Origin of the sequence: Listeria grayi DSM 20601 (assembly GCF_000148995.1) — a bacterium.
Classification (GTDB): domain Bacteria; phylum Bacillota; class Bacilli; order Lactobacillales; family Listeriaceae; genus Listeria; species Listeria grayi.
In genome coordinates, this window is the sequence record NZ_GL538352.1 from 1444657 (window position 1) to 1457885 (window position 13229).

Annotated in this window: 27 protein-coding genes; all 27 read left to right on the forward strand. The window is 40.5% G+C overall.

The window, feature by feature from the left end:
• Positions 1–294 precede the first annotated feature (294 nt).
• The 27 genes from rpsJ (at position 295) to rpsK (ending at position 13150) form a co-directional block, all read left to right on the forward strand.
• On the forward strand, positions 295–603 hold the full coding sequence (gene rpsJ / locus HMPREF0556_RS07210) for a 30S ribosomal protein S10 (protein ID WP_025729837.1): 309 nt from the start codon (positions 295–297) through the stop codon (positions 601–603).
• 33 nt (positions 604–636) lie between these two features.
• On the forward strand, positions 637–1266 hold the full coding sequence (gene rplC, locus HMPREF0556_RS07215) for a 50S ribosomal protein L3 (RefSeq protein WP_003757011.1): 630 nt from the start codon (positions 637–639) through the stop codon (positions 1264–1266).
• A 24-nt stretch (positions 1267–1290) separates the two neighbouring features.
• Entirely contained in the window at positions 1291–1914 is a 624-nt protein-coding gene (gene rplD, locus HMPREF0556_RS07220) for a 50S ribosomal protein L4 (protein ID WP_003757013.1), read from the forward strand.
• Positions 1914–2198 carry a 50S ribosomal protein L23 gene (gene rplW, locus HMPREF0556_RS07225; protein ID WP_003757015.1) on the forward strand — a complete coding sequence of 95 codons (285 nt, stop codon included), beginning with the start codon at positions 1914–1916 and terminating at the stop codon, positions 2196–2198. Before rplD ends, rplW begins: the two co-directional genes overlap by 1 nt.
• 34 nt (positions 2199–2232) lie before the next feature.
• Positions 2233–3066, forward strand: coding sequence for a 50S ribosomal protein L2 (rplB, locus tag HMPREF0556_RS07230; RefSeq protein WP_003757017.1), 834 nt, complete (start codon positions 2233–2235; stop codon positions 3064–3066).
• Between the two features lie 87 nt (positions 3067–3153).
• The gene (gene rpsS, locus HMPREF0556_RS07235) at positions 3154–3432 is read left to right on the forward strand and encodes a 30S ribosomal protein S19 (RefSeq protein WP_003757018.1); all 279 of its coding nucleotides are present in this window, start codon (positions 3154–3156) and stop codon (positions 3430–3432) included.
• Positions 3433–3453: 21 nt separating this feature from the next.
• A complete protein-coding gene (gene rplV / locus HMPREF0556_RS07240; protein ID WP_003757020.1) occupies positions 3454–3810 on the forward strand; it encodes a 50S ribosomal protein L22 in 357 nt (118 codons plus the stop codon).
• Positions 3811–3812: 2 nt separating this feature from the next.
• Positions 3813–4469 (forward strand): 30S ribosomal protein S3, encoded by a 657-nt coding sequence (gene rpsC, locus HMPREF0556_RS07245; RefSeq protein WP_003757022.1) that lies wholly within the window; start codon positions 3813–3815, stop codon positions 4467–4469.
• A 2-nt stretch (positions 4470–4471) separates the two neighbouring features.
• Positions 4472–4909, forward strand: a complete 438-nt coding sequence (gene rplP, locus HMPREF0556_RS07250; RefSeq protein WP_003757024.1) for a 50S ribosomal protein L16 — start codon at positions 4472–4474, stop codon at positions 4907–4909.
• The gene (rpmC, locus tag HMPREF0556_RS07255; RefSeq protein ID WP_003757025.1) at positions 4896–5087 is read left to right on the forward strand and encodes a 50S ribosomal protein L29; all 192 of its coding nucleotides are present in this window, start codon (positions 4896–4898) and stop codon (positions 5085–5087) included. The genes rplP and rpmC overlap by 14 nt, the downstream gene beginning before the upstream one ends.
• 27 nt (positions 5088–5114) lie before the next feature.
• Positions 5115–5378 carry a 30S ribosomal protein S17 gene (rpsQ, locus tag HMPREF0556_RS07260; RefSeq protein ID WP_003757027.1) on the forward strand — a complete coding sequence of 88 codons (264 nt, stop codon included), beginning with the start codon at positions 5115–5117 and terminating at the stop codon, positions 5376–5378.
• Positions 5379–5446: 68 nt separating this feature from the next.
• On the forward strand, positions 5447–5815 hold the full coding sequence (gene rplN, locus HMPREF0556_RS07265; RefSeq protein WP_003757029.1) for a 50S ribosomal protein L14: 369 nt from the start codon (positions 5447–5449) through the stop codon (positions 5813–5815).
• A gap of 35 nt (positions 5816–5850) precedes the next feature.
• Positions 5851–6162: a 50S ribosomal protein L24 gene (gene rplX, locus HMPREF0556_RS07270; protein ID WP_003757033.1), complete on the forward strand. Its 312-nt coding sequence runs from the start codon at positions 5851–5853 to the stop codon at positions 6160–6162.
• A 29-nt stretch (positions 6163–6191) separates the two neighbouring features.
• Positions 6192–6731 carry a 50S ribosomal protein L5 gene (gene rplE / locus HMPREF0556_RS07275; protein ID WP_003757034.1) on the forward strand — a complete coding sequence of 180 codons (540 nt, stop codon included), beginning with the start codon at positions 6192–6194 and terminating at the stop codon, positions 6729–6731.
• A 28-nt stretch (positions 6732–6759) separates the two neighbouring features.
• Positions 6760–6945 (forward strand): type Z 30S ribosomal protein S14, encoded by a 186-nt coding sequence (locus tag HMPREF0556_RS07280; RefSeq protein WP_003757036.1) that lies wholly within the window; start codon positions 6760–6762, stop codon positions 6943–6945.
• A gap of 31 nt (positions 6946–6976) precedes the next feature.
• Entirely contained in the window at positions 6977–7375 is a 399-nt protein-coding gene (rpsH, locus tag HMPREF0556_RS07285; RefSeq protein ID WP_003757039.1) for a 30S ribosomal protein S8, read from the forward strand.
• Between the two features lie 29 nt (positions 7376–7404).
• Positions 7405–7941, forward strand: a complete 537-nt coding sequence (rplF, locus tag HMPREF0556_RS07290) for a 50S ribosomal protein L6 (protein WP_003757041.1) — start codon at positions 7405–7407, stop codon at positions 7939–7941.
• Positions 7942–7976: 35 nt separating this feature from the next.
• Positions 7977–8336 carry a 50S ribosomal protein L18 gene (rplR, locus tag HMPREF0556_RS07295; protein ID WP_003757043.1) on the forward strand — a complete coding sequence of 120 codons (360 nt, stop codon included), beginning with the start codon at positions 7977–7979 and terminating at the stop codon, positions 8334–8336.
• Between the two features lie 21 nt (positions 8337–8357).
• Positions 8358–8861, forward strand: coding sequence for a 30S ribosomal protein S5 (gene rpsE / locus HMPREF0556_RS07300; RefSeq protein WP_003757045.1), 504 nt, complete (start codon positions 8358–8360; stop codon positions 8859–8861).
• Between the two features lie 13 nt (positions 8862–8874).
• Positions 8875–9054: a 50S ribosomal protein L30 gene (gene rpmD, locus HMPREF0556_RS07305; protein WP_003757047.1), complete on the forward strand. Its 180-nt coding sequence runs from the start codon at positions 8875–8877 to the stop codon at positions 9052–9054.
• Between the two features lie 57 nt (positions 9055–9111).
• The gene (gene rplO / locus HMPREF0556_RS07310) at positions 9112–9552 is read left to right on the forward strand and encodes a 50S ribosomal protein L15 (RefSeq protein ID WP_003757049.1); all 441 of its coding nucleotides are present in this window, start codon (positions 9112–9114) and stop codon (positions 9550–9552) included.
• Positions 9552–10853 (forward strand): preprotein translocase subunit SecY, encoded by a 1302-nt coding sequence (secY, locus tag HMPREF0556_RS07315; RefSeq protein WP_003757050.1) that lies wholly within the window; start codon positions 9552–9554, stop codon positions 10851–10853. Before rplO ends, secY begins: the two co-directional genes overlap by 1 nt.
• Before the next feature lie 58 nt (positions 10854–10911).
• On the forward strand, positions 10912–11559 hold the full coding sequence (locus HMPREF0556_RS07320; RefSeq protein ID WP_003757052.1) for an adenylate kinase: 648 nt from the start codon (positions 10912–10914) through the stop codon (positions 11557–11559).
• Positions 11560–11917: 358 nt separating this feature from the next.
• Positions 11918–12136, forward strand: a complete 219-nt coding sequence (gene infA / locus HMPREF0556_RS07325; RefSeq protein ID WP_003757054.1) for a translation initiation factor IF-1 — start codon at positions 11918–11920, stop codon at positions 12134–12136.
• Positions 12137–12236: 100 nt separating this feature from the next.
• A complete protein-coding gene (rpmJ, locus tag HMPREF0556_RS07330; protein ID WP_003156543.1) occupies positions 12237–12350 on the forward strand; it encodes a 50S ribosomal protein L36 in 114 nt (37 codons plus the stop codon).
• A 22-nt stretch (positions 12351–12372) separates the two neighbouring features.
• Positions 12373–12738, forward strand: coding sequence for a 30S ribosomal protein S13 (rpsM, locus tag HMPREF0556_RS07335; RefSeq protein ID WP_003757056.1), 366 nt, complete (start codon positions 12373–12375; stop codon positions 12736–12738).
• Between the two features lie 22 nt (positions 12739–12760).
• On the forward strand, positions 12761–13150 hold the full coding sequence (rpsK, locus tag HMPREF0556_RS07340) for a 30S ribosomal protein S11 (RefSeq protein ID WP_003757059.1): 390 nt from the start codon (positions 12761–12763) through the stop codon (positions 13148–13150).
• The last annotated feature ends 79 nt before the right edge of the window (positions 13151–13229 follow it).

The following is a 13229-nucleotide window of genomic DNA, read 5'->3' on the forward strand; positions in this document are numbered from 1 at the left end:
ATCCTAAAGACCTATTTCCAGTTTCTTCTATATATATAAAACAATTTGGGCAGTGATAAATAAATTTCAAAAAATTGGTTGTCATCGAAGGGGGAAGCGTGTATAATAGATAAAGTGCAAATGGACAGGTTTAGTCTGCCCATTTTGCCAAACCCGTTCCCCTATCATGTGGAAACGGGATGTGATGAAGTGGAAGGTTGCTGACACGCCCGGCCGCTTTGCCATGGCAAGGGCACTCAGGTAATTTCCATGGAGAATGTCTATTTTAAAAGTAGGCGAAAAGGAGGGAAAATAATGGCAAAACAAAAAATTCGTATTCGTTTAAAAGCATATGATCACCGTATCTTGGATCAATCTGCTGAGAAAATCGTAGAAACTGCGAAACGTTCTGGTGCTTCTGTATCCGGTCCGATCCCGCTTCCAACAGAGAAATCTGTTTATACGATCTTACGTGCGGTCCACAAATATAAAGATTCGCGTGAGCAGTTTGAAATGCGTACTCACAAACGTTTAATCGATATTGTTAACCCAACACCACAAACAGTTGATAGCCTAATGCGCTTAGACTTACCAAGCGGTGTAGATATCGAAATCAAATTATAATCTTAAAAAATTCAATTAATAGGAGGTGTCAACATGACCAAAGGAATCTTAGGTAGAAAAGTAGGGATGACACAAGTTTTCACAGAAAACGGCGAACTTATTCCAGTAACAGTGATCGAAGCTGCGGAAAACGTAGTACTTCAAAAGAAAACTGTCGATACAGACGGCTATGAAGCTGTTCAAATCGGTTTTGAGAATAAACGCGAAAAATTGTCTAACAAACCCGAAAAAGGTCATGTAGTAAAAGCCAATACTACTCCTAAGCGCTTCATTCGCGAAATTCGCGATGTTAACTTAGACGAGTATGAGATTGGTGCAGAAGTAAAAGTAGATGTATTCGCTGAAGGAGACATCGTTGACGCGACAGGAATTTCGAAAGGTAAAGGGTTCCAAGGTGTTATTAAACGCCACGGACAATCCCGCGGGCCTATGGCTCACGGTTCTCGTTACCATCGTCGTCCTGGTTCAATGGGTCCTGTAGCACCTAACCGTGTTTTCAAAAATAAACTTCTTCCAGGTCGTATGGGTGGAGAACAAGTTACTATCCAAAACCTTGAAATCGTAAAAGTAGACGTAGACAAGAACATCCTTTTAGTAAAAGGAAACGTTCCTGGTGCGAAAAAATCATTAGTTCAAATTAAAACTGCTGTAAAAGCAAAATAATTTATAAGAAAGGAGGACTAACGAATGCCAAAATTAAGTTTACTTAAACAAGATGGAACAAGTGCTGGCGAAATTACATTAAATGACGCAGTATTTGGTATCGAACCAAATGAAAAAGTGGTTGTTGATGTGATTTTGAGCCAACGTGCTTCTCTTCGTCAAGGGACGCATAAAGTAAAAAATCGTTCAGAAGTACGCGGTGGTGGACGTAAACCATGGCGTCAAAAAGGTACTGGACGTGCTCGTCAAGGGTCTATCCGCTCCCCGCAATGGCGTGGCGGTGGTGTTGTCTTCGGACCGACTCCACGTAGCTATGCTTACAAATTGCCTAGAAAAGTTCGTCGTTTAGCGATCAAATCTGCGCTTTCTTCTAAAGTAAAAGAAGAAAACCTATTGGTACTTGAAAACTTAGCTTTCGATGCACCAAAAACAAAAGATTTTGCAGCTTTTCTTAAAAACATTTCTGTAGATACAAAAGCACTTGTTGTAGTTGCTGGCGAAAGTGATAATGTTGAATTATCCGCACGTAACTTACAAGGCATTACAGTTATTCCGGCTGAAAGTATCTCGGTACTAGAAGTTGCTAGTCATGACAAATTGATCATTACTAAAGCAGCTGTCGAAAAAGTAGAGGAGGTGCTTGCATAATGGATGCACGCGACATCATTAAGCGCCCAGTTGTTACTGAGGAATCTACAAGTATTCTTGATGACAAGAAATACACATTTGAAGTAGATACTCGCGCAACAAAAACTCAAGTCAAATATGCCGTTGAAGAAATCTTCGACGTTAAAGTTTCTAAAGTAAACATTATGAACTATAAAGGTAAATTCAAACGTATGGGTCGTCATGCCGGCTACACAAACAAACGCCGTAAAGCAATTGTTTCTGTTACAGCTGACAGCAAAGAAATCCAATTTTTTGAAGTTTAATACCTTAAATGAAATCTAAAGAGGAGGGAAAACAATGGCGATCAAAAAATATAAACCTACCTCCAACGGACGTCGGCACATGACAAGTTCTGATTTCGCTGAGATTACTACAAGTACTCCAGAAAAATCATTACTTCGTCCCCTGCCAAAGAAAGCTGGACGTAATAACCAAGGTAAGTTAACTGTTCGTCATCACGGCGGTGGCCATAAACGCCAATACCGCGTGATTGATTTTAAACGTAATAAAGATGGTGTTCCAGGACGCGTTGCTACGATCGAATATGATCCAAACCGTTCTGCTAATATCGCTTTGATCAACTATGCAGATGGAGAAAAACGCTACATCATTGCAGCAAAAGGTTTGCAAGTTGGCCAAACAATCTATTCAGGAGCTGAAGCTGACATTAAAGTTGGTAATGCTTTAGAATTGAAAGATATTCCAGTGGGTACTGTTATCCACAATATCGAATTAAAACCTGGTAAAGGCGGACAACTAGTACGTTCTGCTGGAACAAGTGCTCAAGTACTTGGTAAAGAAGGCAAATATGTATTAATCCGTTTGAACTCTGGCGAAGTTCGCATGATCCTTGCTACTTGCCGCGCAACAATCGGTCAAGTTGGTAACGAACAACACGAACTGATCAACGTTGGTAAAGCTGGACGTTCCCGTTGGTTAGGCAAACGCCCAACTGTACGTGGTTCTGTTATGAACCCTAACGATCACCCACACGGTGGTGGTGAAGGTAAAGCTCCTATCGGACGTAAATCTCCAATGTCACCATGGGGCAAACCAACTCTTGGTTACAAAACTCGTAAGAAAAACAACAACACTGACAAATTTATCGTACGTCGTCGTAAGAATAAATAATCAGTTTTTGGAAGTAATAACAATGTTAGCAGGAAAGTGGGAACGATTCGTTCCTGTCTTCCTGACTATGCGAAGGGAGGCTCTCTCATGGGTCGTAGCTTGAAAAAAGGACCATTTGTCGATGACCACTTGATGAAAAAAGTGGAAGCAGCTAATGAAAGTGATAAAAAACAAGTAATTAAAACATGGTCTCGTCGTTCCACAATTTTCCCAGTATTTGTTGGTCAAACAATTGCTGTATATGATGGTCGTAAGCATGTACCAGTTTATGTACAAGAAGACATGGTAGGACATAAATTAGGTGAATTTGCGCCAACTCGTACTTATCGCGGTCACGCAGGTGACGATAAGAAAACAAGACGCTAATTTGAGAGGAGGATATCTTTAATGGCAAGTGAAGTTACAAGCGCAAAATCCGTTGCAAAAACGGTACGTATTGCTCCTCGTAAAGCTAGAATCGTTATCGATTTGATCCGAGGCAAGCAAATCGGCGAAGCAATTGCTATCTTGAAATATACACCAAGAGCAGCTTCTCCAATCATTGAAAAAGTTTTAAAATCCGCTATTGCTAACGCAGAGCATAATTATGATTTAGACGTTAACAGCTTAGTCGTGTCCGAAGCATTTGTAGACGAAGGTCCTACACTTAAACGCTTCCGCCCACGTGCTAAAGGTAGCGCTAGTCCAATTAACAAACGTACGAGCCACATCACAGTTGTGGTATCAGAAGTGAAGGAGGGGTAACGTTGGGTCAAAAAGTACATCCAATAGGTATGCGTATTGGTATTATCCGCGATTGGGATTCCAAATGGTACGCTGAAAAAGATTATGCAGATTTCCTGCATGAAGATCTACGTATTCGTGATCATATTACTAAACGCTTAGCTGATGCTTCTGTTTCTCGTGTTGAAATCGAACGTGCTGCTAACCGTGTAAATATTACAATTCATACTGCTAAACCAGGAATGGTTATTGGTAAAGGTGGATCTGAAGTCGAAGCACTTCGTAAAAACCTTAACGACTTAACTGGCAAACGCGTCCACATCAACATCGTTGAAATCAAACGTGCTGATCTTGATGCGAAATTAGTAGCAGAAAACATTGCAAGACAATTGGAAGGTCGTGTATCTTTCCGTCGTGCACAAAAACAAGCTATTCAACGTACAATGCGCGCTGGTGCTAAAGGTATCAAAACGCAAGTATCTGGTCGTCTTGGCGGAGCTGATATTGCTCGTGCTGAACATTATAGCGAAGGAACAGTTCCTCTTCATACATTGCGTGCCGACATCGATTACGCATGGGAAGAAGCTGACACAACTTATGGTAAACTAGGTGTTAAAGTCTGGATCTACCGTGGTGAAGTCCTTCCTACGAAGAAAAATAATGTGGAAGGAGGAAAATAATAATGTTAGTTCCTAAACGTGTAAAATACCGTCGTGAGTTCCGTGGAAACATGCGTGGACGTGCTAAAGGTGGTACTGAAGTAGCATTTGGTGAATATGGTCTTCAAGCAGTAGATGCTTCTTGGATCACTAACCGTCAAATCGAAGCTGCTCGTATCGCAATGACTCGTTACATGAAACGTGGCGGTAAAGTTTGGATTAAAATTTTCCCTCATAAATCTTACACATCTAAACCAATTGGTGTTCGGATGGGTAAAGGTAAAGGTGCCCCAGAAGGATGGGTAAGCCCAGTAAAACGTGGCAAGATTATGTTTGAAATTGCAGGTGTTCCTGAAGATGTAGCCCGCGAGGCACTTCGTTTAGCAGCACATAAACTGCCGGTCAAAACTAAGATCGTTAAACGTGAAGAAATTGGTGGTGAAGCAAATGAAAGCAACTGATATTCGTGAATTATCCACTACCGAAATCCAAGACCAAGAAAGAGCTTTGAAAGAAGAGCTTTTTAACTTGCGCTTTCAATTGGCTACAGGACAATTAGAGAACACTGCGAGGATTCGTGAAGTGAGAAAAGCAATTGCCCGTATGAAGACTATTGTAAGAGAAAGAGAACTTGCTTAAATAGAAAATCGTAAGGAGGTTTAATACATGGCTGAACGTAACCAACGTAAAGTGTATACAGGTCGTGTTGTTTCTGACAAGATGGATAAAACTATCACTGTTGTCGTTGAAACATACAAAAAGCATGGTTTGTACGGTAAACGTGTGAAATATTCTAAAAAATTCAAAGCACATGATGAGAACAACACTGCTAAAATCGGCGATATCGTTCGTATTTCTGAAACTCGTCCGTTATCTGCAACAAAACATTTCCGTCTATTGGAAGTAGTAGAAGAAGCAGTAGTTATCTAAGTTGAAATAAAAAATTGAAAATCATATAGAGATTTTCTACCTGTTATTCTGGAAGGAGGGTATTCCTAATGATCCAACAAGAAACTCGTATGAAAGTCGCTGACAACTCTGGCGCGCGTGAGGTACTAACTATTAAAGTACTAGGCGGTTCAGGTCGTAAAACAGCTAACATTGGTGATGTTGTTGTATGTACTGTTAAACAAGCAACACCAGGTGGCGTTGTCAAAAAAGGCGATGTTGTAAAAGCGGTTATCGTTCGTACTAAAAGTGGAGCGCGTCGCACAGATGGTTCTTACATCAAGTTTGATGAAAATGCTTGTGTCATTATCCGTGATGATAAAAGTCCTCGTGGAACACGTATTTTTGGACCTGTTGCTCGTGAGCTTCGTGAAAACAACTTTATGAAAATTGTTTCTTTAGCTCCAGAAGTTCTTTAATATCAAGTTCCAAAACTAAGGAGGTGCCAATACCGATGCATATTAAAAAAGGTGATAAAGTTCAAGTTATTACTGGTAAAGATAAAGGCAAATCCGGTGCAGTACTCGCTGCATTTCCAAAGAAAGACCGTGTAATTGTTGAAGGAATCAACATGATCAAAAAACATGCGAAACCTTCCAACGTGAATCCACAAGGTGGAATCTTAAACGTTGAAGCACCAATTCACGTTTCTAACGTAATGCTTATCGATCCTAAATCTGGAGAACCCACACGCGTGAGTTACCAAGTGAAGGATGACAAGAAAGTGCGAGTTGCTAAAAAATCCGGTGAAGTTTTAGATAAATAAAATAGTCTAGCGGAAGGAGGGAATATCACATGAATCGCCTTAAAGATAAATATCTTAAGGAAATTGTTCCTGAATTAATGAACAAATTTAACTACAACTCCGTAATGGAGGTTCCAAAAATCGAAAAAATCGTGATCAACACTGGTGTTGGTGACGCAACTGCAAACGCGAAAGTGCTTGATAGCGCAGTTGAAGAATTAGCTCTTATTACTGGTCAAAAACCAGTCGTAACGAAAGCAAAGAAATCCATCGCAGGATTCCGTCTACGTGAGGGAATGCCTATCGGCGCGAAAGTAACTCTTCGTGGTGAACGTATGTATGATTTCTTAGATAAATTAATTTCTGTATCACTTCCACGTGTACGTGACTTCCGTGGTGTTTCTAAAAAAGCATTTGACGGTCGCGGTAACTACACTCTAGGTGTTAGAGAACAACTAATTTTCCCTGAAATTGATTACGATCAAGTATCTAAAGTACGTGGCATGGACGTAGTAATCGTTACAACTGCCAACAGTGATGAAGAATCTCGTGAGTTGTTGACTCATATCGGGATACCATTTCAAAAGTAATCTAATAATGAATTAGGGAGGCGAAAACGTGGCTAAAAAATCAATGGTTGCGAAACAAAAACGCACACCGAAGCATGCAGTTCAAGCATACACTCGTTGTGAACGCTGTGGTCGTCCACATTCCGTTATTCGCAAATTTAAATTATGCCGTATTTGTTTCCGTGAACTTGCCTATAAAGGACAAATTCCCGGCGTGAAAAAAGCAAGCTGGTAAACAATAAGAGTAAGGAAGGAGGATATTATACATGGTGATGACAGATCCAGTTGCAGATTTTCTAACTCGCATTCGTAATGCGAACATGGTTAAACATGATAGATTAGAACTTCCTGCATCCAAAATCAAAAAAGAAATCGCAGAAATCTTGAAACGTGAAGGTTTCGTACGCGATGTTGAATATGTAGAAGATGACAAGCAAGGAGTTATCCGTGTTTTCTTGAAATATGGAGCTTCTGGCGAACGTGTAATCACTGGTTTAAAGAGAATCAGCAAACCAGGACTACGTGTATACGCTAAATCAAGCGAGATTCCTAAAGTACTTAACGGCTTAGGTATTGCGATCGTATCTACTTCCCAAGGTGTTTTAACTGACAAAGAAGCCCGCGCTAAACAAGTCGGTGGCGAAGTACTAGCATACGTTTGGTAAGAAGAATTAAATCATAAGGAGGTGCAGACATGTCCCGTATTGGTAAAAAGACAATTGTCATTCCTGAAGGTGTAACAGTTACACTTGATGGTTCAACTGCTACAGTAAAAGGCCCTAAAGGTCAACTTGTAAAAGAATTTAACCCTGACATTAAAATTGATATCGAAGGCAATGAAATCAACGTTTCTCGCCCAAGTGATCATAAAACACATCGTTCTCTTCACGGAACGACTCGTGCGATCTTAAATAACATGGTCGTAGGTGTTTCCGAAGGTTACGAAAAAACATTAGAATTGATCGGTGTTGGTTACCGTGCTCAAAAACAAGGAAACAAACTTGTTCTTAACGTAGGTTACTCTCATCCAGTAGAATTTGAAGCTCCAGAAGGCGTTGAAATTGATGTTCCTGCAAATACGAAAGTAATTGTTAAAGGATACAACAAAGAACACGTTGGAGAACTAGCTGCTAATATTCGTGCTACTCGTCCTCCTGAACCTTATAAAGGTAAAGGGATCCGTTACGAAGGCGAATATGTACGCCGCAAAGAAGGTAAAACTGGTAAATAATGCCGCGTAGGCAATCTTGAGAAGAGGTGAGTTAAGTGATTACCAAAATCGACAAAAATAAAGTCCGTAAAAGAAGACATGCACGTGTCCGTTCTAAGATTACTGGAACAGAATCTCGTCCACGCTTGAACGTATTCCGTTCTAACAAAAACATTTACGCGCAAGTTATCGACGACGTAAATGGCGTGACACTTGCAAGTGCATCTAATCTAGATAAAGAATTTGGCTCTAGCGAATCGAAAGTTGACGCAGCTAGCAAAGTTGGCGCATTAGTTGCGAAACGTGCTGCTGATAAAGGCATTACTTCTGTTACTTTTGACCGTGGAGGCTATTTATATCATGGCCGAGTGAAAGCTTTGGCTGAAGCTGCTCGTGAAAATGGTTTAGAATTTTAATAAGAAGGAGGGACATTTTACATGCCTGAGCAAATTGATGGTAACAAATTAGATTTAGAAGAACGCGTAGTAACAATCAATCGTGTTGCTAAAGTAGTAAAAGGTGGACGTCGTTTCCGTTTTACAGCACTAGTTGTTGTTGGCGATAAAAACGGTCATGTAGGATTTGGTACTGGTAAAGCACAAGAAGTTCCAGATGCTATTCGTAAAGCAGTTGATGATGCTAAGAAAAACATGATTTTCGTTCCTACTGTAAACACTACTATTCCTCATACTGTAGTCGGCAATTTTGGTGGCGGAGAAATTCTTCTTAAACCTGCAAGCGCCGGTTCTGGAGTAACTGCTGGTGGTCCAGTACGTGCGGTCCTAGAACTTGCTGGTGTTGCTGATGTATCTTCCAAATCGCTTGGATCTAATACACCAATCAACATGGTACGTGCTACAATCGACGGAATCAAACAACTTAAAAATGCTGCTGACGTTGCAAAACTTCGCGGTAAAACAGTTGAAGAATTGTTAGGATAAGGAGGCAATATTAATGGCGAAATTAGAAATCACTCTAAAACGTAGCTTAATTGGACGCCCCGAATCCCAACGGAAAACTGTTCAGGCCCTAGGTCTTGGCAAAACTAATTCCGTAGTAGTGAAGGAAGATAATGCTGCAATTCGCGGTATGATCACAAAAGTCAGTCACTTAGTGGACGTCAAAGAAGTTTAAGCTATCGAATAAAGATAAAACAGGTAATTCATTTTGTAATAGGAGGAGGTGCTTGACATGAAACTACACGAACTTAAACCTTCTGAGGGATCTCGTAAGGAACGCAATCGTGTTGGTCGTGGTACAGGCTCTGGTAACGGTAAAACTTCCGGTCGCGGACATAAAGGGCAAAAAGCTCGTTCCGGCGGTGGTGTACGTTTAGGCTTTGAAGGTGGACAACTTCCACTTTTCCGTCGTCTTCCAAAACGTGGGTTCACAAATATCAACCGCAAAGAATATGCAGTTGTTAATGTTGGGACTTTAAACCGTTTTGAAGATGGTACAGAAGTAACACCAGAATTGTTAATTGAAACTGGTGTGATCAGCAATGCAAAATCTGGTATCAAAGTATTATCAGAAGGAAAAATTGAGAAGAAATTAACTGTTAAGGCTAACAAATTCTCAGCAGCGGCTAAAGAAGCAATCGAAGCTGCTGGTGGACAAACTGAGGTGATCTAATGTTTCAAACGTTAGTGAATTTCTTCAGAGTAGCAGACATCAGAAAAAAAATCTTCTTCACTTTAGCAATGCTATTGATTTTTAGAATCGGAACATTCATCCCAGTTCCTGGGATAAATGCTTCGGCACTGCAACAACAAATGCAAGGCGGCATCCTAGGTTTCCTAAATACCTTTAATGGCGGGGCACTGAAAAACTTTTCTGTGCTTGCCATGGGTGTAATGCCCTACATTACCTCATCCATCATCGTGCAACTTTTGCAGATGGATGTTGTTCCAAAACTTGCAGAGTGGGCAAAGCAAGGTGAAATGGGTCGTAAAAAACTCAATCAGCTTACTCGCTATCTAACGATCATTTTAGGACTAGTTGAAGCATTCGGTATGGCATTCGGCTTTAACCAATTTACAGGAGCAGGTCTGATCGAAAACCCGACTTTTGCTACTTATCTTGTTATCGCGGTAGTGCTTACTGCGGGCACCATGTTCCTAATGTGGTTAGGGGAACAGATCACAGTAAAAGGTATCGGTAATGGGGTTTCCATTATCATCTTCGCTGGTATCGTTTCTCGTATCCCTGATGGAGCTCGTCAATTGTTCGTTCAACGCATCGAAGGAGCAAATGATCAACTATTCTTACGTCTTTTAGAATTGGCAGGTATTGCGGTCGCAATCATTGCGATTGTTGTAGTCGTAATCTACTTCCAACAAGCTAACCGTAAGATCCCGATTCAATATTCTAAACGTGTAGCTGGCGCGAAACAAGGAGGAGCACAAGCAACTCACTTGCCACTCAAGTTGAACTCTGCTGGTGTTATTCCAGTTATCTTTGCAAGTGCCTTTATTATTACGCCGCAAACGATCATCTCGTTCTTTGCTGCTAATAATACAAGCAACACGATCAAGATATTGAAAGATGTTTTTGATTATACAAAACCAATCGGTATGATTCTTTATGTGGTCCTTATTGTGGCATTCACTTATTTCTATGCATTTATTCAAGTAAATCCGGAAAAAGTAGCAGACAACCTTAAAAAACAAGGTGGTTACATTCCAAGTAAACGTCCTGGCAGAGAAACACAAGCCTACTTGACTTCTGTTCTTTACAGATTGACATTTATTGGAGCTATTTTCTTAGCAGTTGTTGCTGTACTTCCTACGATCGGTTCGGTCGCTTTTGGTCTTCCACAAGCACTTGCCATCGGTGGTACAAGTCTTCTGATCGTTATCGGTGTAGCACTAGATACAACGAAACAATTAGAAGGACAATTAGTTAAAAGGAATTATCGAGGATTCATCAAATAACTCGCATACTTGTTAGTCTTTGCTAGCAAGTATCGCGCGTAAATAAGGGGCGAGTCAGTTGAAGCTAGTATTGATGGGATTGCCCGGAGCAGGTAAGGGTACACAAGCGGAACAGATCGTAAGCAAATACAATATCCCGCATATTTCTACAGGAGATATGTTCCGTGCAGCAATAAAAAATGGTACAGCATTAGGACTTAAAGCGAAATCTTTTATGGATGAAGGTAATTTAGTTCCTGATGAAGTCACAAATGGTATCGTTCGTGAACGTCTAGCTGAACCAGACGCAAAAGATGGTTTCTTGCTTGACGGCTTTCCGCGCACAGTGGAGCAAGCTGAAGAACTTGAAGCGATCTTAAGCGAATTAGGTACTGAATTAGATGCGGTAATCAACATTGAAGTCGAAAAAGACGTTTTGATCAAACGGCTTACCGGCCGCTGGATCTGCCCGACTTGTGGCAGAACATACCACGAACTTTATAATCCGCCAAAAACGGCTGGAGTTTGTGATGATGACGGCAGTAAGTTGTATCAACGTGAAGATGATAAGAAAGAAACGGTTGAAAATCGCTTGAATGTTAATTTAAAACAAACACAACCGCTGCTTGATTTTTACACAGAAAAAGGTAAACTCGCAAGCGTAAATGGGGAACAAGAGATCCAATCTGTTTTCCAAGACGTAGATAAGATTCTTACTTCTTTCTAAGGAGAAGCGGTGTTGTTAGAAACTACCAAATTCCGTACGTGCAAATTTCAAAACTTTGTAGTATAATGGATAATTGGCAGTGGAATAAAGGCATCTAAGCAAATCATGATGAACGAGAGAACCATTTGATGATCATCCGAATGACTATGGTAATTACCTTAAACTGCTTTTAGGAGCAGGTTTTCGAATTTACGGATTTCACTTCACAGGTTGTCTATAAAAAACCGAAATTAAATACTCGCTAGGAGTATGTCTTTTGGTGTGTTTTACGTTTTTTCATGTAAGAGTATTATTACACTGAATTAATAAGGCCTGAAGAAACGAGTCCAAGTAAACTTACGAAGGAGGTAACAAACATATGGCTAAAGAGGATGTTATTGAAGTCGAAGGTGTTGTTCAAGAAACTCTGCCTAACGCGATGTTTCAAGTGGAACTCGAAAATGGTCACAAAGTACTAGCTACAGTCTCTGGTAAAATCAGAATGCATTACATTCGTATCTTGCCCGGGGATAAAGTGACAGTCGAGCTTTCTCCATACGATTTGACGCGCGGAAGAATTACCTATCGTTTTAAATAATTTGCACTCCGAAATTGAATTTATATACCGGTCTGGTTCGCCAGCTTGATTTATCGGTTTATAGAGACACTTTCTCTACTAAACAAGGAGGTATATTTTTATGAAAGTAAGACCATCAGTAAAACCGATCTGCGAAAAATGTAAAGTTATTCGCCGTAAAGGTAAAGTTATGGTAATTTGTGAAAACCCTAAACACAAACAAAAACAAGGATAATAAGAAGGAGGTGCTCTAACCAATGGCACGTATTGCAGGTGTGGACGTTCCACGTGAAAAACGTATCGTTATCTCTTTGACTTACATCTACGGTATCGGTAAAACTACTGCGGAAAAAGTTCTTGCAGAAGCAGGCGTTTCCCCAGAAACTCGTACTCGTGATCTAACTGAAGAGGAATTAGGTAAAATTCGTGAAATCTTAGACACTATCAAAGTAGAAGGTGACCTTCGTCGTGAAGTAAACCTAAACATCAAACGTCTAATGGAAATCGGTTCTTACCGCGGAATTCGTCACCGTCGCGGACTTCCCGTTCGTGGACAAAATACAAAAAACAATGCTCGTACTCGTAAAGGTCCTTCCAAAACGGTTGCAGGCAAGAAGAAATAATTAAGTAAAGGAGGTAGTAAGAATGGCTCGTAAAACGAATACTCGTAAACGTCGTGTGAAAAAGAATATCGAAGCAGGTATTGCTCACATCCGTTCTACATTTAACAATACGATCGTAATGATCACTGATGTACATGGTAATGCTTTGGCATGGTCTAGTGCAGGTGCTTTAGGATTTAAAGGTTCTAAAAAATCTACTCCTTTCGCAGCTCAAATGGCAGCTGAAAGTGCAGCTAAATCAGCTCAAGAACATGGCATTAAAACTCTTGAAGTAACAGTAAAAGGTCCTGGTGCAGGTCGCGAGGCTGCTATCCGTGCGCTTCAAGCTGCAGGTATCGAAGTTACTGCTATTAAAGATGTAACTCCTGTTCCTCACAATGGTTGTCGCCCTCCAAAACGTCGTCGTGTATAAAAACCAAAGTCGTATTGGATTGCAAAAGTTATACAAGGTTCGTAAAAAGAATCAAGAAAAAGACGTTTTGAAGGAGGTT

What these genes read in the sequence shown, in the direction of transcription:
- rpsJ (WP_025729837.1), top strand. Translation starts at nt 295, where the DNA reads ATGGCAAAACAAAAAATTCGTATTCGTTTAAAAGCATATGATCACCGT.
- rplW (WP_003757015.1), top strand. Translation starts at nt 1,914, where the DNA reads ATGGATGCACGCGACATCATTAAGCGCCCAGTTGTTACTGAGGAATCT.
- rplE (WP_003757034.1), top strand. Translation starts at nt 6,192, where the DNA reads ATGAATCGCCTTAAAGATAAATATCTTAAGGAAATTGTTCCTGAATTA.
- rpsK (WP_003757059.1), top strand. Translation starts at nt 12,761, where the DNA reads ATGGCTCGTAAAACGAATACTCGTAAACGTCGTGTGAAAAAGAATATC.
- rpsH (WP_003757039.1), top strand. Translation starts at nt 6,977, where the DNA reads ATGGTGATGACAGATCCAGTTGCAGATTTTCTAACTCGCATTCGTAAT.
- rplB (WP_003757017.1), top strand. Translation starts at nt 2,233, where the DNA reads ATGGCGATCAAAAAATATAAACCTACCTCCAACGGACGTCGGCACATG.
- rplO (WP_003757049.1), top strand. Translation starts at nt 9,112, where the DNA reads ATGAAACTACACGAACTTAAACCTTCTGAGGGATCTCGTAAGGAACGC.
- rpsS (WP_003757018.1), top strand. Translation starts at nt 3,154, where the DNA reads ATGGGTCGTAGCTTGAAAAAAGGACCATTTGTCGATGACCACTTGATG.
- rplX (WP_003757033.1), top strand. Translation starts at nt 5,851, where the DNA reads ATGCATATTAAAAAAGGTGATAAAGTTCAAGTTATTACTGGTAAAGAT.
- secY (WP_003757050.1), top strand. Translation starts at nt 9,552, where the DNA reads ATGTTTCAAACGTTAGTGAATTTCTTCAGAGTAGCAGACATCAGAAAA.
- rpsQ (WP_003757027.1), top strand. Translation starts at nt 5,115, where the DNA reads ATGGCTGAACGTAACCAACGTAAAGTGTATACAGGTCGTGTTGTTTCT.
- rpmD (WP_003757047.1), top strand. Translation starts at nt 8,875, where the DNA reads ATGGCGAAATTAGAAATCACTCTAAAACGTAGCTTAATTGGACGCCCC.
- rplF (WP_003757041.1), top strand. Translation starts at nt 7,405, where the DNA reads ATGTCCCGTATTGGTAAAAAGACAATTGTCATTCCTGAAGGTGTAACA.
- rpmC (WP_003757025.1), top strand. Translation starts at nt 4,896, where the DNA reads ATGAAAGCAACTGATATTCGTGAATTATCCACTACCGAAATCCAAGAC.
- infA (WP_003757054.1), top strand. Translation starts at nt 11,918, where the DNA reads ATGGCTAAAGAGGATGTTATTGAAGTCGAAGGTGTTGTTCAAGAAACT.
- rpsE (WP_003757045.1), top strand. Translation starts at nt 8,358, where the DNA reads ATGCCTGAGCAAATTGATGGTAACAAATTAGATTTAGAAGAACGCGTA.
- rplC (WP_003757011.1), top strand. Translation starts at nt 637, where the DNA reads ATGACCAAAGGAATCTTAGGTAGAAAAGTAGGGATGACACAAGTTTTC.
- rplD (WP_003757013.1), top strand. Translation starts at nt 1,291, where the DNA reads ATGCCAAAATTAAGTTTACTTAAACAAGATGGAACAAGTGCTGGCGAA.
- rpsM (WP_003757056.1), top strand. Translation starts at nt 12,373, where the DNA reads ATGGCACGTATTGCAGGTGTGGACGTTCCACGTGAAAAACGTATCGTT.
- rplP (WP_003757024.1), top strand. Translation starts at nt 4,472, where the DNA reads ATGTTAGTTCCTAAACGTGTAAAATACCGTCGTGAGTTCCGTGGAAAC.
- rplN (WP_003757029.1), top strand. Translation starts at nt 5,447, where the DNA reads ATGATCCAACAAGAAACTCGTATGAAAGTCGCTGACAACTCTGGCGCG.
- rplV (WP_003757020.1), top strand. Translation starts at nt 3,454, where the DNA reads ATGGCAAGTGAAGTTACAAGCGCAAAATCCGTTGCAAAAACGGTACGT.
- rpmJ (WP_003156543.1), top strand. Translation starts at nt 12,237, where the DNA reads ATGAAAGTAAGACCATCAGTAAAACCGATCTGCGAAAAATGTAAAGTT.